This window comes from Nocardia farcinica (genome assembly GCF_001182745.1).
Taxonomy (GTDB): domain Bacteria; phylum Actinomycetota; class Actinomycetes; order Mycobacteriales; family Mycobacteriaceae; genus Nocardia; species Nocardia farcinica.
The window spans coordinates 1,421,051-1,440,268 of the sequence record NZ_LN868939.1; the positions used below are offsets into that span (position 1 = coordinate 1,421,051).

Genomic DNA, 19,218 nt, shown 5'->3' on the forward strand with positions numbered 1-19,218 from the left:
CGACAACCACACCCACGGAAGGTGATGCCATGACCAACCCGTTCGACGACGACACCGCCCAGTTCTACGTGCTGACCAACGAGGAGGGCGAACACTCGCTCTGGCCGGTGTTCGCGGCCGTGCCCACCGGCTGGACCATCGCCCACGGGCCGGGCACCCGCACCGCGTGCCTGGACTACGTCGAGCGCCACTGGCTCGACATGCGCCCCAACTCGCTCATCGCCGCCACCACCGAACGCTGACCCGCCCAGCGACCCCGCAGGCCCCCGCCGCCGCGCCGTGTGTCCCACCGGCGCGGCGGCGGCGTTTCCGGTCCGAGGTGCCCGGAGCGGCTCACACCGGCCCCGCCTGCCTATAAGTGAGTAGCCATTCCGCGAATCGATGCTTCTCTACTTGCGGGAATATCCTGTATGTTAATGACTGTTCTCACAGTCATCTGCGGTGCGGCGATGTCATCGGGGCACGTCGTGGCGCATCGGACGACGTCGTCCCGAACGGTGCCCCTCGAATCGGGCCCGGTTCCGTGCGGGACGGGATTGGTCGGGGGTCATGCGTACATCTGCTCCACTCACTGCCTCGGCACTGCTCACCGCCGGACTCCTCATGGCGGGCTCCACCGCGCAGGGTGCGCAGGCGCCCGCCGAACCGGTGGAGCCGCCCGCCGAGTTCGTGCCCGCCGCCGACCGCACCGTCGGCCTGTTGACCGTCGCGTCGGACACGCCGCGCGCGCTGCGCAGCATCACCCCACCCGCCGACGCCGCGGTCGCGGACACGGTGCCGCTGCGCGCGATCGCGCTACCCAGAAGCGGTGGGGTCCTGGGCATTCCGGAGATCGTGCTGGCCGCCTACCGCAATGCCGAACTGGCCCTGGCCTCCTCGATGCCCGGCTGCGGACTGAGCTGGCACCTGCTCGCCGGCATCGGCCGCATCGAATCCGCGCACGCGAGCGGTGGTCGCGCCGACGCCGCGGGCACCACCGTCTCGCCGATCTTCGGTCCCGCGCTGGACGGCACCCTGCCCGGCAACGAGATCATCGAGGCCGCCGACGGCGGCTACGTCCGGGCCGTCGGCCCCATGCAGTTCCTGCCCAGCACCTGGTCGCTGTACTCCGCCGACGGCAACGGCGACGGCGTCGCCGACCCGCACAACGTGTTCGACGCCTCGCTGGCCGCGGGCAAATACCTGTGCTCCGGGGGCCTTAACCTGCGTGATCCGCAGCAGGAACTGCGCGCGGTGCTGCGCTACAACAATTCCGCCTCCTATGCCGCCGACGTGTTGAGCTGGTCGGCGGCCTACCGCACCGGCGGCGCCCCCACCCCGGTCACCGTCGCTCCCGATCGCGTTCCGCCGTCGAGTACCCCCGGCGCGCCCCGCGCCGTCGACGGCCCCGGCATCCTCGCCCAGTCCCCGACCGGCGACCGCCCGCTCACCTTGGAACCGATGGCACCCACCGAAATCCCGCGCCGCGAGCAACCCACGCTGATCACCCTCCCCGGTATCGGCGCCGTCTCCTGCGGTCTGCTCTGCGCGGGGCCGGGCGAACCCCTCGTCCCGGACCCCGAGCCCGAACCGTCCGTCCCCGCCGACCTCCCCGAGCAGACCTACGGCCCCGCCGCGCCCCTGGAGCTCACCACGCCCGAGGCCGAAGCCCCCGCCCCGCCCCCAGCGGCCCCGCACACCCCGAGCATCGAACTGCCCTTCGGCGTCACCATCCCGCTCCCCATGCCCCCGACCTGAGCGGATGCCGGCGGGCGCGCCCGCCTACGGGGCGTAGCTGCCCGGCGGCAGATCGGGCATGAGATAGCGCCAGGGCGCCACACCGGGCTCCAGCGGCATGGGGACGACGATCACCGACGGCAGGTCGCGATCGACCGCCGCGGCGACGGCCCGCTCCAGATCCTCGGGTGCGTCCACCCGGCAGCCGTGCGCCTCATAGGCCCGCGCGACCGCGACGAAATCCGGATTCCGCAGCTCCGAGCCGACGGCGCGGCCGTAGATGCGCTCCTGGTCCGCCTTGACGTTGCCGAAGGCGGCATTGTCGAACACCACGACGGCGACCCCGAGCCGGTGCTGAACGGCGGTCGCGAGTTCCTGGATGCCGAACTGGAATCCGCCGTCGCCGGACACCGCGACCACCGCGCGATCCCGGTGCGCGGCCTTCACCCCGAGCGCGGTGGGGAAGCCGTAGCCGAGGTTGCCCTGATACCCGCAGGTGACGAACTGCCGCGGCGCGGACACCGGAAACGAGAAGTACGAGGCGAAGCCGATCTGGGAGACCTCCTCGACGAAGAAACCGTCGCGCGGCAGCGCGCGGCGGATCGCGGCCAGGTAGTCGCGATGGGGTTGCAGGTACGCATCGATCTCGGCGCGGATCGCGGCCTTCAGTTCGGTGAACTCGGTGGTGCGATCGGGGCGGTGGACACCGGCGGCTACCAGGGCGTCGAGCAGTGCCGCGGTCGCGGCGGCGGCGTCGGCGGTGATCGCGACGGTCGGTTGCAGGCGCGTGTGACCGGTCGGATCGATATCGATGTTGATGCTCGGCACCGCCGCGGGCTTCTTCGGCCAGCGGAACCAGAGGAGTTCGGCGCGGGTGCCGATGGTGAGCACGAGATCGCAGTCGAGCCAGCGGGCGAAGCCTTCGGCGCAGGTGAAGCCGAGCGGTGCGGCCTCGTCCACGATGCCCTTGCCGCTGCGATGGGCGACGACCGGCGCCTGCAACAGGGTGGCGAGCGCGTTGATCTCGGCGACCGCACCGCGAGCGCCACCACCCACCAGGATCATCGGGTGGCGTGCGGTGGCGATCAGCTCGGCCGCCGCGGCGACCGCGGACGGATCGACCGCGGGCTGCACGATGTCGAGGGGGACGGCCGGGGCGACCGGCGCCGACTGGGTCAGCACGTTCCAGGGGGTCGCCACCACCGCCGGTCCGGGCCGCCCCTCACGGGCAGCGCGGATCGCCCGCGCCAGAACCTGTTTGGCCTCGGACGGATGCAGCACGTTGTCCGCGGACTTGACGAAGCTGCGCAGCGTCGTCAATTGGTCGGGCATCTCGTGCAGGTGCCCGAAGCCCTTGCCCATGAAGTCGGTGGGGATCTCCCCGGTGAGGCAGAGCACCGGCGAGTTGGTGCCGCGCGCGGTCAGCAGACCCGCCGCCGCGTTGAGAATGCCCGGCCCGGGCACCACGGAGCAGACGCCCAGCCGGCCGGTGGACTGGGCATATCCCATCGCCATGTACGCGCACGCCTGCTCGTGTCGTGCGCTGATCAACTCGATTCGATCGCCGGCCCGCCCGAGTGCTTCGAACAGTTCGTAGGTCTGCACCCCGGGGATGCCGAAGACGGTGTCCACGCCGTGGTCGAGCAGGCCGTCCACGAGGGCCGCACCCGCCGTTGCCGTCTCGACACCACTCACCTCGGTCACGGTGATCGTCTCGGTCATCCGCTTGCCTCCTGCTCGACGCGTCGCCCACTCCGGCTCCGCCCTGGTCGCTGAACGCGAGTGAGGAAACCGGAACGACGGCAGGTCTGCAACAAGGACAGATTTCGCTGTAACAGCTGCGCATATAGGTCAGCAGATGCGCGATATTTCTATCCGATCTGTATAGGAACGCCGGAGGACTGCGGTGTCGACCGAATGCCGGTCGAACGTGCCGGCGCACTCGAAATCCGCCGGAGGCGACCGCAATTGGTGCTCGCACGCCGTAAACCGCGGCGGCTAGACCTTCTTGGTGCTGCGGACTTCCTTGGCGCAGGTGTCCAGAGCCAGCCGGAAGCCGGCGGCGATGAGCGGGACCATCAGCAGGGTGAGCGGGCCCCGGGCGAACGGGCTGTCGACTTCGAACCGGGAGTACCACCGGACGCGGGTGCCGCCGGGAACTTCGCGGAAGGCCATGTAGCCCTCGTCGTGCCGCAGCGGCGGTGCCGAGCGGGTGATGCGGTAGCGCATCAGCGTCGGACGCCGGTACTCGACGATCTCCTCGGTCATCCGCAGCAGCGGGGTGTTGACGATGCGGATGGCGCCCGCCCCGTGCCCGTGGGTGTCGCCGGGGCGGACGAGGGTGACGCGACGCACGGCGGGCACCCGCGGATAGTTCGTCGCGTCGGTCATCCAGTCGAACACCTCGTCGATCGGCGCGGCGATCGTGCGTTCCATATCGACGATGCGCCCCGCCTGAGCCGGGTCAGCGGCCGCAGGCGGCAGCGGAGCGTCACCATGGCGGCCGCCCCGGGCAGGCGTATCGGGCATTGCCTCAGACTAAGTTCTTGCCCCGCCTTTTGCGGCGTTTCAGATCGGCCATCAGCAGATGGCTGCCGCCGTGTCGGACGAAGCGCGGGATGAACCGGTTGACGAAGCCGACGAACAGGAACAGATGCTCGAATCGCCGCTGGTCGGCGGCGGTCCATTCCAACCCCATCTGTTCGCGGAAGTAGGGCGCGAGGAAGCCGGTGGTGAGGAACTTCAGCAGGTTGCGGAACGGTAGCCGCAGGGACCAGTGGATCATCCGCAGGTTCAGCAGATCGTCGATGTAGGCGCGCACGTGGTCGTCGAGCACGGCCTGCTCGCACGCCTTGTTCCAGTAGGCGTCGAACTCGGCGCGGGTGGCCGGCCACATGTCCTCGGTGACCTGCAGCGTGGTGCCCAGCGTCGAGGACGAGGCGTAGAAGGCCTCGGCCTGCTCGTCGCTCATCTTGCCCGACAGCAGCTGGTAGGTGTCCTCGAAGCCGATGTAGAGACAGGCCGCGACCCACAACTGGAGGTGGCGGTCGAAGGCGTTGTACTTGACCTTCGCGCCGGGCTCGGAGCGCACGTGCCGGTGCACGGCGTCCACCGCCTCGCGGTAGGCCCGGCGTTCCTCGTCGGTGCCGAGGATGGCCACCGCGAGATAGGTGGTGGTGGTGCGGGCCCGCTTCCACGGGTGCTTCATCAGCGCGCCCGAGTCCACCTTGCTCTCGGCCACGCCGTAACCGACCCCGGGGTGCGACATCTGCATCGCGACATTGGCCGCGGCGCCCGCGAACGACCAGAAGTCCAGTGCGTCACGCAGTTTCAGGGGGCGCTTGGTGAACGGCCGGTGCGCGGTGGGGATGTGGATGCGCGTCTGCTCCGTGGTCAGGGGCGTGGATCCGTGCCGGTGATCCGGCGCAGCGACTGCGGTCATGAGCGTCCTTCCTCCGGACCGGCGCCGACGGTCGGCGTCGGCCCCTGGTCATTATGTTACCGCTGATTCTGCCAGGCAACAGGCCGTTGGTCCTCGAGTTCAGAACGAGAATAATCAATAACTTATCCCGTCCGGGCGCGGAACTCGGCCGATCGATCCGCGCTGGTCGGTCGGTGGCGTACCGGCCGCGACGGATTTGTCCCCAGTGCTTCCGTAAACCGATGAATCGTGCGTAACATACCGGCGGATACCGGACCGGGTGCCACCGGTGCGGGCCCGGCGCCACCACGCCGGAGCCGCGCCACACCGGGCCGCGCGCGGTCGCCGGCAGAAAGGAAGCGACGTACATGCTCAAGAGGCTGGATCGAATATTCAGCTACGAGATGAAGGTATCCGAGTTCCTCGGCACCCTGATCATCCTCGGCATCCCCTACGGTCTGGTGGGGGTCGTCTGGACGTTGACGCACACCTCGCATCTGCGGGACATGCACGGGGTCGATGTGATCGTGTCGTTCCTCGGATCGATCGTGTTCTGGCCGGTGCTCACCTTCGCGAATGTGTGCATGACATGATGGCGCTGGTCTGGCTCATCGACATCCTGGTCATCGGCGTGAAGATCCTGGGCGGGCGGATGAAGGTCAATCCGGTACTGCGCCTGGCGCTCTGGCTGGCCGTGCTCGGCACCGCGGCGGCGGGGGTGGCCGCGCTCGGTCTCGGCATGTTCGCCTTGCAGCAGTATCTGAGCAATCCAGCGTGAACCGGCGCGGGTCGGTGCGCGGCACAGTGTGAAACGATGATGAACTTGAATCACTCGTTGGTTCCGGAGTCGCGTCCGGCATTCACCCACGATTTGGACGATATCCGCTGATCAGCGCCTCTTATGCGGTGTGATCGGCGATGCCGCCGCATGGGGATCAACGCCAATGCAAGACAGAATATCTATTCACATAGAACTTGTGGTGCGCAGCCAGACTGTGTAACACTTCACACGCTCCGCGCCCTCGCCGGGGAGAGCCGCTATCGGCAGGCGAGCGAGCGAAGAACGCCCAGAAAGGACTCGGGCAGCGTGACAATCACGGAAAGCCCTACGGCGCGAACCGATCTCGAACGCGCCGTCGACGATCTGAAGGGTCTGTGGCGACGCCACCCCCAGCAGTCGCTGGAGACCCTCGGTCGCCAGGTCACGCTCGGCCGGGACGCGGTGATCGAACTGTTCCGCGCGCTGGCCGCGCGGCGGTTCCCTTACCACGAGTTCATCCGGCAGTGCGCGTTCATGTCGAACGTCTCGGCGGCGCCGACGGTGTTCGTCGCCATTCCGATCGCGGTGGTGGTGTCCATCCAGGTCGGCGCGCTGGTCAACCAGGTCGGCGCGACGACGTTCATCGGCGCGGTCGCCGGCCTCGGCATCATCCGCCAGGGCGCGCCCCTGGTCACCTCGCTGATGATCGCCGGCGCGGTCGGTTCGGCCATCTGCGCCGATCTCGGCTCGCGCACCATCCGTGAGGAGATCGACGCCATGATGGTGATGGGGGTGAACCCGGTGCGCAGGCTGGTCGCGCCGCGCCTGGTGGCGGCGGTGCTGGTGAGCATGCTGCTGTGCGGGTTCATCGTCTTCGTCGGCTTCGCGACGGCCTACATGTTCAACGTCTACGCCCAGTCCGGCACGCCCGGGTCGTTCATCGGCTCCTTCGCGTCCTTCGCGGTGGCGAGCGACCTGATCGTGGCGCTGGTCAAGGCGGCGATCTTCGGTGCGCTCACCGCGATCATCGCCTGCGACATCGGCCTGCACGCCAAGGGCGGCCCGGGCGGGGTGGCCAACGCGGTGAACTCCGCGGTGGTCACCTCGGCGCTGATGTTGTTCGCCACCAACATCATTCTCACCCAGCTGTACAACACGCTGTTCCCCACGAAGGTGATCTGAGGTGGGATCGAAATACACGCCGCCCGCCCTGCGGCCCGTGCGGGTCGTCGGCGCCGCGGTCGCCGTGCCCTACCAGGCCAACCAGCGGCTCGGGCACCAGGCCATCACGTTCTTCCAGGCACTGGGTGCCGTCCCGTTCGTGCTGAGGCACTACCGCAAGGAGGTGTTGCGGCTCACCGCCGACGTGGGCTGGGGCAACGGCTCGCTGGTGGTGGGCGGCGGCACCATCGGCGTCGTGGTCATCCTGTGCGCCTTCGGCGGCATCACCGTGGGCATGGAGTCGTTCAACGCGCTCAACCTGCTCACGATGGGCCCGCTCACCGGCGCCATCTCCGGGTTCGCGACCACCCGTGAACTCGCGCCGATCCTGGCCACGCTGGCCTTCGCCATCCAGGCAAGCTGCCGGTTCACCGCGCAGCTGGGCTCGATGCGGATCTCGGAGGAGATCGACGCGCTGGAGTCGATCGCGATCCGGCCGCTGCCGTACCTGGTCAGCACGCGGATGATCGCCGCGACACTGACGATCGTCCCGCTCTACACCATCGGCCTGGCGACGGCGTACCTGGCGACGAAGCTGTCGGTGCTGTTCCTGGGGGGCACCTCGGCGGGCACCTACGACCACTACTTCTTCCAGTTCCTCATCGGCACGGACGTGTTCTTCTCGCTGCTCAAGGTCGTGATCTTCGTGCTGCTGGCGACCTTCATCCAGTGCTACCACGGCTATGTCGCCACCGGCGGGCCCGAAGGGGTCGGGGTGGCCGCCGGGCGCGCGATCAAGATGGTGATCGTCGTGATGGTCTTCGCGAATCTGTTCCTGACACTGGCCATCTGGGGCATCGACCCCGGCTTCCGGATCTCGGGATAGGGGGAAACGATGCTTCTCGATCCCAGTGGCCGCGGCCCGACCGCGCGCCAACTCTCCCTGGCCGGGCTCGCGATGATCCTGGCCACCCTGCTGGTGCTCGGCCTGCTCATGCTGCGCTACAACGGCTACTTCGAGGACGAGGTGCCGGTCACCGCCGAGCTGACCAGCACCGGCGACGGCCTGCCCACCCGGGCCGACGTGAAGTTCCGCGGCATGGTCGTGGGCATGGTCGACGACGTCGAGGTGGTTGCCAAGGGCGAACGCCAGCTCGCCCGGATCCACCTGAAGCCCGAGGTCGCGCCGACCATCCCGGCCAATGTCACCGCGCGCGTGATCCCCAACAACATCTTCGGTGTGACCGCGATCGAGCTGGTGGACAACGGCTCCGCGGGTGCCACGCTCACCGCGGGCGCGACCATCCCGGAGGACACCAGCGCCGAGACGACGCAGTTGCAAACCACCCTCACCACCCTGCGCGACGTGCTGGAGAACATCCAGCCCGAGAAGCTGGGCCGGGTACTGGCCACCCTGGCCGCCGCCCTCGATCCGGCCGCCCGCGTGCCGGGATCGACGGTGGAGCGGCTGGACCGGTGGGTCACCGAGGTCAGGGCGATCCCCGGCATCGGGGAACTGCTCGGCGATCTGGGGGCCGCCACCACAGCGCTGAGCCGGTCGGCGCCGGAGCTGGTCGGCGTGCTCGCCGAATCGGTCACGGCCGCACGGACATTGACCGAGCGCCGGGCCAATCTGGTGGCGCTGCTGGCCAACGCTTCCAGCACCATCGACTCGGTCAACAGCCTGTTCGCGCGGAATCCGAACGCCGCCAAGGAACTGGTGCCCGGCCTGGACCAGCTGTTCGGCGGCCTGGCCGAGGATCCCGATGCCATCCCCTACACCGCGCGCAACCTCAACGACACGCTCGCGAAGATGGCCGAGGTGTTCACCTGGGGGCCGAAGAAGCAGATGGTCTGGAAGATGGACGTCAGCTTCACCCCGTTCCAGCAGTACACCGCCGAGGACTGCCCGCGCTACGGCGAGCTGGCCGGTCCGCGGTGCGGCGGTCCGACGGTGCCCACCGAGGCGCCCGCGCAGGAATACCCGCCGCAGCTGATGCCGCGCTGGCTGGACGCGGCGGGCCCGGCTCCGACGGTGGTGGTGCCCGGCGTGCCGGGGGCGCCGGGCACCACCACCGCACCGTCGGCGATTCCCACCATCCCGGGTCTGCCGGCCATTCCCGGCCTGCCCGCGATCCCCGGAATCACCGTTCCCGCAGGCGATCCCGGCACCACCGAGCCCGCGAGCACGATGCGCCCGATCGCCTCGGGCCGCGGCTACGCCGGGGTGGCGGCGGTGGTCGGCGGCCGGCCGACGGCCGCGCAGCTGCTGCTGCTGACACCGGTGTTGGCCGGCGGCGAGGTGACGATGTACGAAGAGGTCCCCGCGGAAGGGGGTGCGTGAGCGTGAAATCCGGAAAGGCGCTGGCCGGGTTCAGCCTCTTCGCCGTCCTGGCGATCGTGCTGACCTACACGATCTGGTCCACCCTGCAACGCTCGGTGCCCGGGGACACCCATTCCTACTCGGCGACATTCACCGACGTGATGGGGGTTCGTGTCGGTGACGACGTCCGCATGGCGGGCGTCCGGGTGGGCCGGGTCGACAAGATCGACTTCGACGAGGGGTACCTGGCCCGCATCGACTTCCGCATCGAGCACAAGCAACGGCTGACCACCACCACGAAAGCCCTGGTGCGCTACCAGAACCTGATCGGCCAGCGCTACATCGCGCTGGTGCCCGGCGAGGGGGAGGGGGAGCCGCTCGCACCCGGCGGGCACATCCCGGTCGAGCGCACCGAGCCGTCCTTCGACGTGTCGGCGTTGTTGTCGGGGTTCGAGCCGCTGTTCTCGGTGCTGCAACCCGACCAGGTGAACTCGCTGTCGGAGACGTTGGTCCAGGCGTTGCAGGGCGACAACGTGTCGCTGTCGACGCTGATCATGCAGGCCGCCGACCTGGCGGCCACCTTCGGTCAGCGCGACGAGATCCTCGGGCAGGTGATCGCCAACCTGAGTTCGGTGATCTCCGGCCTGGCCAATCGCAGCACCGAACTGGAAACCCTCATCACCCAGTCCAAGGCGCTGGTCGAGGCCCTCTACGCCGAGGGTGAGCTGCTGAAGTCCTCGGTCGATCAGGTCGCGACCTCCACCGATTCGCTGGTCGGCCTGCTCCAGCAGGTCAAGCCGGACATGGCGCGGGCGCAGAACGAGGCGACCACCGGTGTGGCACTGCTGCTGCTCAACGGCGCCGCACTGGACCGCGCCGCGGTCGAGGTGCCCGGGCTGCTGACCTCGCTGGCCCGCTTCACCAGCTACGGCGCCTACGGCAACGCCTACTTCTGCAGCCTGGACGTCTCGCTGTGGGGTGTCGTCCTGCCCCCGGGCCTGTTCTCCCAGGTCGGCGGCAACTCGCATTCGGAGGTGTGCCGCTGATGGCGCGACTGCCCCTGCCCCGGTTCGGGGCCAACCGCTTCCTCTGGCTCGGCCTCGCCGCGGCCGCAACGGTGGTGCTGCTGCTCGTCGGCTCCAGCATCGTCAAACAGGCGAGGGTGTCGGACAAGACCATCCATGCCGAATTCGCCCAGGCCGCCGGGTTGCGTCCGGGTGCCACCGTGGACGTGGCCGGTATCGAGGTCGGCGCGGTACGCGCGGTGCGCCTGGCCGGCGACAAGGTCGTGGTCGACCTGCGGGTGCGCCGCGATCTGCGCCTGGGCGCCAACGCGCGGGCGGCCATCAAGATGTCCACCATCCTCGGTAGGTTGCATGTCGAGCTGGTCCCCGGTGACGGCAACGGCCTGCCCGGCGACACCATCCCGCTGGAGAACACCTCGGTGCCCTACAACCTGGGCAAGGTCATCCAGGACACCCAGTACAAGTCCTCCTTCGAGCGCATCGAGCGCATCGACCCGGAGAAGCTGCGCCAGGCCCTGGACGTGCTCGACGCCCAGATGGGTGACTCGCCGCAGCTCACCGTGGCCGCGCTGGACAGCATCGGCGCGCTCGCCGAGGTCATCAACGATCGCCGCGACGAGGTCGACAAGCTGCTGAAGAGCATGGACGAGGTCTCGGCGCTGGTGGCCGACAACCAGAACTCCGTGCTGCTGCTGCTCACCCGCGGCGAGGCGATCGGCAACGCCGTGGCGCAACGGCAGCAGCTGCTGAAGCAGCTGCTCGACAACGTCGCCGCGCTCTCGGCGCTGCTGCAGGAAATGGGCATCGAGAACAACGGCCAGCTGGGACCGCTCATCCACGACCTGAACACGATGACCGAGGGCCTGCAGAAGAACAAGGAGAACCTCGACCGGCTCTACGAGGTCATGCCCGTGGCCGTGCGGCAGTTCAACAACGCGCTCGGCAACGGCCCCTACGGCGAGGTGTGGGCGCCGTGGGTCCTACCCGACAACTGGCTGTGCTTCGCGCAAGCGATTCCGGGGTGCAACTGATGAAGAGACTGATCCACCGACTCGGGCTCGCGGCGAAACTCGTGACGCTGTGCCTGACCGCCGCCGTCGCGTCGGGATGTTCCCTGCTGCCCGACAGCATCGCCGGCCTGCCGGAGGAATACCTCGGCGAAAAGCTGCGCATCAGCGCCGATTTCGAGAACGTCGCCGGGCTGTACGCGGGCAACGAGGTCGCGGTGCTCGGCGTGCCCGTCGGGCGGGTGGACACCGTCACCCCCAAGGGCAGCTACGTCCAGGTGACGATGTCGCTGGACAAAGACGTTCAGGTGCCCGCCGACGCGATGGCGGCGCTGGTGTCGCCGCAGCTGATCACCAACCGGCACGTCGAACTGGCCCCCGCCTACACCGGCGACGGCCCGACGCTGGCCGACGGCGACCACATTCCGCTGGCCCGTACCCGCGTGCCGGTCGAGCTGGACCGCATCCTGGAGAACTTCGACCAGCTCGGCGCCGCGTTGAAGGGGGACAACCAGGAGGGCCCGATGGCCAGCCGGGTGCTGTTCCCGCTGCTCGACGGCAACGGTGACCGGCTGCGCGAGACGCTCGACGAACTGGCCGGCGCGTTCGAGGTGACCTTCGCCAACAAGGACCAGATCTCCAACACCATCATCAAGCTCAACGAGATCACCCAGGTCATCGCCGCCAACGATCAGACCGTGCGCGATTTCAGCGGCAGGCTCACCGAACTGGTGCAGCTGATGGGGGAGCAGGCCCCCGGTCTGCACGCGGTGCTGACCCAGCTCAACGACTTCGTCGCCAACACCTCCGCCGTGGTCGGCCAGAACCAGGACCAGCTGGCCGGCGCGCTGACCCGCTTCGTCGCCATCACCGAGCAGATGCGCGCCAATGCCCGCCAGCTCACCGAGATCGTGGACGTGACCCCGCTGTTCTTCGAAAATCTGGCCAACGCCACCAGTTTCGAGCACCGGGCGATCCGGTTGCACGGCCTGCTGGACAAGGCGGTGCTCGACGGCGAGGCGCTCGCCCTGTTCTGCGAGCGCGTGCAGATGCGCTTGGACGGGTGCCGCACCGGCAGGATCATGGACATGGGGCCGGACTTCGGCCTCACCGCCGCGCTGCTGGGGCTCACCAAATGAGGGCCGCGCGCATCGCCGCCGCGGCGCTGAGCCTGGCTGTGCTGGCCGGCACCACCGGGTGCGCGGTGACCGTGGACAACGTGCCGCTGCCGAAACCGGGCATCGGCGGACCGGGCTACACCATCCACGTCGTCTTCGACGACGCGCTCAACCTGCCGGAGCGGGCCCATGTGAAGATCGGCGGCACCGACATCGGTGTGGTCGAGGAGATCAGCACCACCAACTTCCTCGCCGACGTGGAACTCGAGATCCGCGAGGACATCCGGCTGCCGCGCGGCACCACCGCCGAACTGCGCCAAGCCACGCCGCTCGGCGACATCTTCGTGGCGATGACCCTGCCCGAGCACGACCCGAACGCGCCCGTGCTCCAGCCCGGCGACACCATCGGCACCGATCTGACCTCGGCGGGCGCGTCCGTGGAGCAGCTGATGGTCTCGATCTCCATGCTGCTCAACGGCGGCGGCCTCAACCAGGCCGCCAAGATCACCTCCGAGATGAACTCGATGTTCGCCGGGCGCGCACCGCAACTGGCGCACCTGCTCAACGAGCTCGGCGCCGCGATCACGGCGCTGAACCAGCGCACCGCCGACATCGACAGCGTGTTGCACGGGCTCACTGTGCTCACCGGTGAAATGGCCGCGCGCAAAGCCGAACTCGGCGAAGCCGCCGACACGTTCCCGGCGCTGCTCGGCCTGGTCGCGGAGAACAACCGCGACATCTCCGCGTTGATCGGCAAGGTGTCGGTGACGATGGCCGCGCTCGGCGACTTCACCGAGACCACCGGCGGCGATTTCGTGAGCCTGTTCGACAGCATCCAGAAGCTGATGGGCGGATTCACCGCCATGGGCGACGACCTGGGCCAGATGCTGCAACGCTACGAGCAGCTCTATCCATCGATCGCGGCGTCGTTCGAGGGTGAGGCGCTGTCGGTGGCGGCCACCGTGTCGTACCTGAGCATCGGCGCGCTCACCGACCCGTCCGGTAGCCGTCCGCCCGAACTGAACGACGTGCCGCTGTTCATCGGCAGTCTCGCGCAGGTCATCGAGAAGGTGATCGGCAGGCTCACCAGCCCGCCGCGACAGGAGGGCGGCCGATGAACATCCCGCTGTGGAACTACCTGGTGCGCCGCCGGGTGGCGATCGCCAACCTGGGCCTGGTCGCGGTACTGCTGGCCGGGTCGGCCTACCTCGGGCTGGCCGTGCTGCGCATCAACCCGCTGCCCGACACCTACACGGTGACCGTGGAACTGAGGAACTCCGGCGGACTGCTGGCGAACAACGACGTCACCTTCCGCGGCAGCCGGGTGGGCCGGGTGGCCGAGGTCCGGGTGGCCGAGGTCGGCATCGTCGCCGAGGCCGAGATCCAGTCCTGGGCCAAGATCCCGGTCGGCGGCACCGTGGCGGTCGGGCGCCTGTCCGCCGCGGGCGAGCAGTACCTCGACTTCCGCCCGGACGCCGACAGCGGCCCCTACCTGCGCGACGGCGACGTGGTGGAGGTGGCCCGCACCACGACGCCGGTGACCGTGCCCTCGGTGCTCGACAACATGAGCGGCCTGATCGGCGGCATGAACCCGGCCCGGTTGAACGTCATCATCGACGAACTGGACAAGGCGCTGGCCGGCGGCCCGGACCGGTTGCGCAACATGATCTCCGGCATCAGCCGCGCGATGGCCGGACTGGACGAGCTGCTGCCACAGACCAGGCAACTGATCGAGAACCTCGAGATCATCGCCGACACCACCTCGCACGCGCAGCCCGACCTGACCACCTTGACCACCGGCGCGGGCGCGCTGTTCGAGCAGCTCACCGCCGCCGACCAGGAACTGCGCCGTTTCCTCGACCTCGCGCCCGGCCAGCTGGCCACCGTCGGCGGCTTCATCGCCGACACCGAGGACCCGATCACCAACCTGACCACCAATTTCGTGGCCATCACCCGCGCGGCGAAGCTGCGCCAGCCCGCCATCGAGGCGCTGTTCCCGGCACTGCGGGCCGGCTCGGCCGCCATCGGCGTGCCCGCGCACGACGGCGCCTACCACACCCTCGTCGACCCGTGGCCCCGCCCGACCTGCGATTACCCCACCGTCCCGAAGATCCCGGTGGTCGCCGCCACCGACAGCAGGGTGCGGCTCTACAACTACTGCGTAACCGACGATCCGGCGTTGCAGATCCGCGGCTCGGCCAACGCGCCGCGGCCGAACGTGCCCGACAACGGCTCCGGCCCGCCCCCCGGCGTGACCGGCGACGAGATGTCCCAGCCCGCCCCCACACACCGGTAGGCCCGCGCCACGCCGGAGACAAGGAACCGAACTGCCATGAGTGACAACGACGTCGACAAGGCCGCCACTCCCGAGCCGGACCGCGACGCCGCGGAACCGGCCGAGGGGGCGGGCGCGACGACCGGCTCGGCCGCGACCTCGGCGGGCAAGGACGCGACCGACGACAAGGCGGTCACGCTCGACAAGACGGAGCCGGCGGCGGCCCGAGATTCCGCCGATGATCCCGGAAAAGCCGCCGTCGCATCGGGATTCGCGGCGAAGCTGCGCTGGCCCGCAGGCCGTGCCCGCACCGTCACCGCCGGTGCGGCGGTCGCGGTGCTGGTCGGCGCGTCGGTCGGCGCGGCGGGCTGGTTCTCCAGCCAGAACAGCGAGCACGAGGGCCTGCTGGCCGCGCACGAGGAGGCCAGGCAGGCCGCCTGCGCCTACGCGCCGGTGCTGGCCGACTACGACGCGAAGAACCTCGACGCCTATTTCGCCAAGGTGCTCGACGGCGCGACCGGCGACTGGCGCAAGCAGTTCGACGACACCAGCAGGGAACTGCGCGAGGTGCTCACCCAGGGCGAGGTGGTGTCCAAGGCCGACGACGTGCAGTGCGCGATCAAGACCGGCGACGAGACCTCCGCCGAAGCGATCGTCGTCATCGGCCAGACCATCACCAGCGTCGGCACCCAGGGCAAACCTTCGCCGGGGCAGCTGTCGATGATCATGCGGATGGAGAAGACCGACGGCCGCTGGCTGGTCAACCACGTCAACTCGCCGCTGGCCTCGGTCCCCCAGCAGTGACGCCGCGCCGCCGCACCCGGTCCACGGAGTGACCCGGCGCGGCCGCCGCCCCTGCCGACCGCGCTCAGGCGGAGGCCGGGCGGCCGAACAGGATGACCTGCATCAGGTGGATCACCCGGGCCTGCGAGCAGATCGGGTTGTCCGGCCCCAGCCACTGGCCGATGTCGACGACCTGCGCGAGCGCGGCATGCACCAGCACGCGCGCCTCGGCGGGGGAGAGCTCCGGGCGCACCCCGACCACCAGCTTGGCCCACTCCTCCACGTTGAGCCGCTGGATGTTCCGCAGCACCGTCCGGTCCTCCGGCGGCACGTTGCTGATCTCGGCGTAGTAGACGAAGGTCAGCTCCCGCTCGGCGAACGAGCCCGCGACATACAGCTCGATCAACGTCACCAGGGCCTGCTCGGGGCCGTCGGCGCCGGCGATCGCGGGACCGATGGCCGCCGAGACCCGATCGGCCGCCCGCCGGAACGCCGCGGCCAGGATGTCGCCCTTGCTGCGGTAGAACCGGTAGACCGCCGAGGACGCCGGTAACCCCGCGGCATTGGCGATGTCCTCCACGCTCACGTTCGGGTAGCCGCGCTCGTGGAACAGCTCGATCGAACGTTTCAGCAGCAGTTCGTGTTTGAAGGTCAACGGCACTTCCGAGGGGGTGTGCGCCGCGGTGCGCTCGCCGATCGGCGGCAGCTCACAGGCGAGCACGGCATCCGAAGCCGAACGCAGCAACTTCGCCAAGGCGCGCACCGGAATCGACACGTGGTGATCGGAGATGCTGCCGATCACACTGAGCACCGAGGTCGCCAGTACCGCCCGGTCCGCCCGGGACAGCTCGGGCCGGCTGTCGGCCAGCAGGGAGCGCAGCATCGCGTAGACGTCGCCGAGTTGCCCGATGAGCACCCGGTAGTCCTCGGGCCGCAGGTAGCGGGACTGCCAGCGCAGCAACGACGCTCCGCGGCGATCGGTGATGGACCGGTCGACCAGCGCGTCGAGAATGTGCGCGAGCCGTTGCTGCGCGGGCGCGTCGAGAAGGTGCTCGGGCAGGTGGACGGCCTGCTCGCACAGCGCGCTCAAGCGCAGCGCCTCCTCCCGGAACAGCGCGTATTTGCTGGGGTAGTGGCGGTAGAGCGCGGTGGAACTGATGTCGAGGCGGGAGGCGATGTCCTCCATGCTCACCCCGTGGTAGCCGAGCGCTCCGAAGGCCTCCGCGGACGCGGCCGCGATCTGCGCACGCCGATCCCGCGGACGTTTGCGGACCACTCGCCCGGTGACGGGATCGCCGCCTGCCGAGCCGCGTGTGGTGCGGCGTTTGTGCGCGTCCATTCCGGCATGTTATCCCAAACAGATGCTTGGGAACGGCCTGTTCCTGCGCCCCGACGCGAACTGAACGAAAGGTCACAAAAAGCCGGTAACGCTGCTGCTCATGTGGCCGATGATAAGGACCAGGGTGGGAATACCCGTTAACATCCAGCGGATTCCGGCGGACCGGTTCACCGGGCGGTGACGGGACGGCCGAACAGCACGATCTCCATCGCCGTGCGCACCCGCTGCTGCCCGGCGACGGGGTCGCTGCCGAATGCCCGGCCCAGGTCGACGACGAGCGCGAAGGCCGCGTGCACCAGGAAACGCGCTTCGGCGGGGGACAGTTCGGTCCGCACGTCGCGCACGAGCTTGCTCCACTCCTCCACGTTGAGCCGCTGGATGTTACGCAGCACAGTGCGTTCCTCGGCGGGCACGTGCTGGAACTCGGTGTAGTAGACGAAGGTGAGCTCGCGCTCGGCGAACGATCCGGCCACGAACCGTTCGATCAGAATGCTCATCGCCGCTTCGGGATTCGGCGCCGCGGCCACCGCGGGACCGATCGCCGCGGAGACCCGGTCGGCGGCGCGGCGGAAGGCGGCCGCGAGCAGGTCGCTCTTGCCGCGATAGAAGCGGTAGACCGCCGAGGCCGCCGAAAGCCCCGCCGCACCGGCGATCTCCTCCACGCTGACGTTCGGGTAGCCGCGGTCGTGGAACAGCTCGACGGCCTTGCGCAGCAACAGCTCGTGCTTGAACGAGTCGGGGATCTCCACCGGCGGCGCCTCCTCCGACTCGGCCGAGGCCGGCGGCAGGTCGGCGTGCGCCAACGCCAGGCAGGCCGAGGAGAGCAACCGCACCAGCGCCTTGGCAGGCATCGCGGCGTGGTGGTCGGCGATGCTGGTGACCACGCTGAGGATGGCCGCCCGCAACACGCGCGTGTCGTCGGCGGTCAGTTCCGGTCGCAGCGCGCGCAGTTCGGCGCCGATCGCCTCGAGCACGGTGTGTTGCTGGTCGGCGAGGGTCTGCTGATCCTGCTCGTCGAGGTAGCGCACCTCCCAGCGCACCAGCGTCAGGGTGGGCCGGTTGTCGATGGCCGCGCCGATCAGGGCCTCCAGCAGATGGCGCAGGCGGTGCTCGGGGTCCTGGTCGGCGGCTTCCTCGGGGAGCCGGACCGATTCGGTGAGCGCCTGGCCGACGCGCAGCAGCTCCTCGCGGAACAGCGCGTACTTGCTGGGATAGTGCCGATACAGCGCCGCGGAGCTGATGCCAAGACCCGAGGCGATGTCCTCCATGCTGACACCGTGGTAGCCCAGGGCGCCGAACGCGGCGGCCGAGGCGGCGGCGATCTGGGCGCGGCGGTTCTTCGGCCTGCGCCGGATCTCACGGGGTGCCGAGTCGCCGTCGACCACGTTTCGCGCCGTGCGGCGGTTGTCGACACTCATGCCCTTCATCGTAACGACCCGGACATCCGGCGGATTTGTCCAGGTCGGGCCTGTGCCACCCCCGTGTGCTCCGGGCCGGTGCTACGGTCTGTCCACCGGTTCGACGAAGGGGGTGCGCCGTGCCCGCCCGACAGGTGGCGATCGTGCTGTATCCGGGGATGACCGCGTTGGATGCCATCGGGCCCTACGAGGTGCTGCGCTTCGCGCCCGACACCGAGATCCGCTTCGTCGGCCACGAGGTCGGCCCGGTGGTCACCGACAGCGGCGTGCTCGCGCTCGGCGTCACCCACACCTTCGCCGAGACTCCCGCCCCGCAGATCGTCGTCGTGCCCGGCGGGCCCGCGGCCACCGCCGTCGCCGCGGACACGGCGGTGCTGGACTGGCTGCGCGCGGCGCACCGCACCGCCGAATGGACCACCTCGGTGTGCACCGGCGCCCTGGTGCTCGCCGCCGCCGGACTGCTCGACGGCAAACCAGCCACCACCCACTGGGCCGCCCAGTCCGCGCTCGGCCTGCTCGGCGCCCAGCCGCGCAAACAGGAGCGGGTGGTGCGCGCGGACGCGCGGATCGTCACCGCCGCGGGCGTCTCGGCGGGCATCGACATGGCGCTGTGGCTGGTCGCCGAGATCCACGGCGCCGACCGGGCCCGCACCGTGCAGCTCGACATCGAATACGACCCGCGGCCGCCGGTGGACGCGGGCCATCCGAGCAAGGCGTCCTCGGCGGTGCGACGGGCGTCCTTGGCCGATCAGGCGAAGTTGATGCGCGCGTTGACGGCGGGCGAGCTGGTGCGCACGGTCACCGGCGCCCAGCTGGCCCTGTGGCGGGGCGCGCTGCGCCGGGTGCGGGCCCGGATCGGCTGAGTCCGCTCA

General features: G+C 69.4%; 19 protein-coding genes. 14 read left to right on the forward strand and 5 right to left on the reverse strand.

Annotation, left to right across the window (positions count from 1 at the left end; translation table 11 throughout):
• The first annotated feature begins 29 nt into the window (after nt 1-29).
• Together AMO33_RS23470 and AMO33_RS23475 are read left to right on the forward strand one after the other, a co-directional pair.
• Nucleotides 30-242, forward strand: a complete 213-nt coding sequence (locus AMO33_RS23470; RefSeq protein WP_011211595.1) for an MbtH family protein — start codon at nt 30-32, stop codon at nt 240-242.
• Between the two features lie 307 nt (nt 243-549).
• The gene (locus AMO33_RS23475; RefSeq protein WP_076574062.1) at nt 550-1,737 is read left to right on the forward strand and encodes a lytic transglycosylase domain-containing protein; all 1,188 of its coding nucleotides are present in this window, start codon (nt 550-552) and stop codon (nt 1,735-1,737) included.
• Nucleotides 1,738-1,761: 24 nt separating this feature from the next.
• On the opposite strand, the gene AMO33_RS23480 is transcribed toward AMO33_RS23475, so the two are convergent.
• The 3 genes from AMO33_RS23480 to AMO33_RS23490 form a co-directional block, all read right to left on the reverse strand.
• The gene (locus AMO33_RS23480) at nt 1,762-3,438 is read right to left on the reverse strand and encodes a thiamine pyrophosphate-dependent enzyme (RefSeq protein ID WP_060594311.1); all 1,677 of its coding nucleotides are present in this window, start codon (nt 3,436-3,438) and stop codon (nt 1,762-1,764) included.
• Between the two features lie 276 nt (nt 3,439-3,714).
• Nucleotides 3,715-4,152 carry an SRPBCC family protein gene (locus AMO33_RS23485; RefSeq protein ID WP_228786733.1) on the reverse strand — a complete coding sequence of 146 codons (438 nt, stop codon included), beginning with the start codon at nt 4,150-4,152 and terminating at the stop codon, nt 3,715-3,717.
• Between the two features lie 97 nt (nt 4,153-4,249).
• The gene (locus AMO33_RS23490) at nt 4,250-5,158 is read right to left on the reverse strand and encodes an oxygenase MpaB family protein (RefSeq protein WP_060594314.1); all 909 of its coding nucleotides are present in this window, start codon (nt 5,156-5,158) and stop codon (nt 4,250-4,252) included.
• A 347-nt stretch (nt 5,159-5,505) separates the two neighbouring features.
• On the opposite strand from AMO33_RS23490, the gene AMO33_RS23495 reads away from it, so the two are divergent.
• From AMO33_RS23495 to AMO33_RS32680, 11 genes are all read left to right on the forward strand, one after another.
• A complete protein-coding gene (locus tag AMO33_RS23495) occupies nt 5,506-5,730 on the forward strand; it encodes a hypothetical protein (protein ID WP_011211590.1) in 225 nt (74 codons plus the stop codon).
• Nucleotides 5,727-5,915 carry a hypothetical protein gene (locus AMO33_RS23500; protein WP_011211589.1) on the forward strand — a complete coding sequence of 63 codons (189 nt, stop codon included), beginning with the start codon at nt 5,727-5,729 and terminating at the stop codon, nt 5,913-5,915. The genes AMO33_RS23495 and AMO33_RS23500 overlap by 4 nt, the downstream gene beginning before the upstream one ends.
• A gap of 309 nt (nt 5,916-6,224) precedes the next feature.
• Complete coding sequence (locus tag AMO33_RS23505; protein WP_060594315.1) at nt 6,225-7,079, forward strand: MlaE family ABC transporter permease; 855 nt, start codon at nt 6,225-6,227, stop codon at nt 7,077-7,079.
• A 1-nt stretch (nt 7,080) separates the two neighbouring features.
• On the forward strand, nt 7,081-7,944 hold the full coding sequence (locus AMO33_RS23510) for an ABC transporter permease (protein ID WP_060594316.1): 864 nt from the start codon (nt 7,081-7,083) through the stop codon (nt 7,942-7,944).
• A gap of 9 nt (nt 7,945-7,953) precedes the next feature.
• Nucleotides 7,954-9,402 carry an MlaD family protein gene (locus tag AMO33_RS23515; protein WP_060594317.1) on the forward strand — a complete coding sequence of 483 codons (1,449 nt, stop codon included), beginning with the start codon at nt 7,954-7,956 and terminating at the stop codon, nt 9,400-9,402.
• A 2-nt stretch (nt 9,403-9,404) separates the two neighbouring features.
• Nucleotides 9,405-10,427 (forward strand): MlaD family protein, encoded by a 1,023-nt coding sequence (locus tag AMO33_RS23520; RefSeq protein WP_106427577.1) that lies wholly within the window; start codon nt 9,405-9,407, stop codon nt 10,425-10,427.
• On the forward strand, nt 10,427-11,437 hold the full coding sequence (locus AMO33_RS23525) for an MCE family protein (RefSeq protein ID WP_060595111.1): 1,011 nt from the start codon (nt 10,427-10,429) through the stop codon (nt 11,435-11,437). The genes AMO33_RS23520 and AMO33_RS23525 overlap by 1 nt, the downstream gene beginning before the upstream one ends.
• Nucleotides 11,437-12,552, forward strand: a complete 1,116-nt coding sequence (locus AMO33_RS23530; protein WP_060594318.1) for an MCE family protein — start codon at nt 11,437-11,439, stop codon at nt 12,550-12,552. Before AMO33_RS23525 ends, AMO33_RS23530 begins: the two co-directional genes overlap by 1 nt.
• Nucleotides 12,549-13,649 carry an MCE family protein gene (locus AMO33_RS23535; protein WP_060594319.1) on the forward strand — a complete coding sequence of 367 codons (1,101 nt, stop codon included), beginning with the start codon at nt 12,549-12,551 and terminating at the stop codon, nt 13,647-13,649. Before AMO33_RS23530 ends, AMO33_RS23535 begins: the two co-directional genes overlap by 4 nt.
• Nucleotides 13,646-14,827 carry an MCE family protein gene (locus tag AMO33_RS23540; protein WP_060594320.1) on the forward strand — a complete coding sequence of 394 codons (1,182 nt, stop codon included), beginning with the start codon at nt 13,646-13,648 and terminating at the stop codon, nt 14,825-14,827. The genes AMO33_RS23535 and AMO33_RS23540 overlap by 4 nt, the downstream gene beginning before the upstream one ends.
• Nucleotides 14,828-14,863: 36 nt before the next feature.
• Nucleotides 14,864-15,610: a hypothetical protein gene (locus AMO33_RS32680; protein ID WP_228790869.1), complete on the forward strand. Its 747-nt coding sequence runs from the start codon at nt 14,864-14,866 to the stop codon at nt 15,608-15,610.
• Between the two features lie 64 nt (nt 15,611-15,674).
• Here the strand turns inward: AMO33_RS32680 and AMO33_RS23550 are convergent, their stop codons facing one another.
• Together AMO33_RS23550 and AMO33_RS23555 are read right to left on the reverse strand one after the other, a co-directional pair.
• Nucleotides 15,675-16,928, reverse strand: coding sequence for a TetR/AcrR family transcriptional regulator (locus tag AMO33_RS23550; RefSeq protein ID WP_060594321.1), 1,254 nt, complete (start codon nt 16,926-16,928; stop codon nt 15,675-15,677).
• A gap of 167 nt (nt 16,929-17,095) precedes the next feature.
• On the reverse strand, nt 17,096-18,346 hold the full coding sequence (locus AMO33_RS23555; RefSeq protein WP_060595112.1) for a TetR/AcrR family transcriptional regulator: 1,251 nt from the start codon (nt 18,344-18,346) through the stop codon (nt 17,096-17,098).
• A 158-nt stretch (nt 18,347-18,504) separates the two neighbouring features.
• Between AMO33_RS23555 and AMO33_RS23560 the strand changes: the two genes are divergently transcribed.
• On the forward strand, nt 18,505-19,209 hold the full coding sequence (locus AMO33_RS23560; RefSeq protein ID WP_060595113.1) for a DJ-1/PfpI family protein: 705 nt from the start codon (nt 18,505-18,507) through the stop codon (nt 19,207-19,209).
• Nucleotides 19,210-19,218 lie beyond the last annotated feature (9 nt).

What these genes read in the sequence shown, in the direction of transcription:
- AMO33_RS23470 (WP_011211595.1), top strand. Translation starts at nt 30, where the DNA reads ATGACCAACCCGTTCGACGACGACACCGCCCAGTTCTACGTGCTGACC.
- AMO33_RS23475 (WP_076574062.1), top strand. Translation starts at nt 550, where the DNA reads ATGCGTACATCTGCTCCACTCACTGCCTCGGCACTGCTCACCGCCGGA.
- AMO33_RS23480 (WP_060594311.1), bottom strand. Translation starts at nt 3,438, where the DNA reads ATGACCGAGACGATCACCGTGACCGAGGTGAGTGGTGTCGAGACGGCA.
- AMO33_RS23485 (WP_228786733.1), bottom strand. Translation starts at nt 4,152, where the DNA reads ATGGAACGCACGATCGCCGCGCCGATCGACGAGGTGTTCGACTGGATG.
- AMO33_RS23490 (WP_060594314.1), bottom strand. Translation starts at nt 5,158, where the DNA reads ATGACCGCAGTCGCTGCGCCGGATCACCGGCACGGATCCACGCCCCTG.
- AMO33_RS23495 (WP_011211590.1), top strand. Translation starts at nt 5,506, where the DNA reads ATGCTCAAGAGGCTGGATCGAATATTCAGCTACGAGATGAAGGTATCC.
- AMO33_RS23500 (WP_011211589.1), top strand. Translation starts at nt 5,727, where the DNA reads ATGATGGCGCTGGTCTGGCTCATCGACATCCTGGTCATCGGCGTGAAG.
- AMO33_RS23515 (WP_060594317.1), top strand. Translation starts at nt 7,954, where the DNA reads ATGCTTCTCGATCCCAGTGGCCGCGGCCCGACCGCGCGCCAACTCTCC.
- AMO33_RS23525 (WP_060595111.1), top strand. Translation starts at nt 10,427, where the DNA reads ATGGCGCGACTGCCCCTGCCCCGGTTCGGGGCCAACCGCTTCCTCTGG.
- AMO33_RS23530 (WP_060594318.1), top strand. Translation starts at nt 11,437, where the DNA reads ATGAAGAGACTGATCCACCGACTCGGGCTCGCGGCGAAACTCGTGACG.
- AMO33_RS23535 (WP_060594319.1), top strand. Translation starts at nt 12,549, where the DNA reads ATGAGGGCCGCGCGCATCGCCGCCGCGGCGCTGAGCCTGGCTGTGCTG.
- AMO33_RS23540 (WP_060594320.1), top strand. Translation starts at nt 13,646, where the DNA reads ATGAACATCCCGCTGTGGAACTACCTGGTGCGCCGCCGGGTGGCGATC.
- AMO33_RS32680 (WP_228790869.1), top strand. Translation starts at nt 14,864, where the DNA reads ATGAGTGACAACGACGTCGACAAGGCCGCCACTCCCGAGCCGGACCGC.
- AMO33_RS23550 (WP_060594321.1), bottom strand. Translation starts at nt 16,928, where the DNA reads ATGGACGCGCACAAACGCCGCACCACACGCGGCTCGGCAGGCGGCGAT.
- AMO33_RS23555 (WP_060595112.1), bottom strand. Translation starts at nt 18,346, where the DNA reads ATGAGTGTCGACAACCGCCGCACGGCGCGAAACGTGGTCGACGGCGAC.
- AMO33_RS23560 (WP_060595113.1), top strand. Translation starts at nt 18,505, where the DNA reads ATGACCGCGTTGGATGCCATCGGGCCCTACGAGGTGCTGCGCTTCGCG.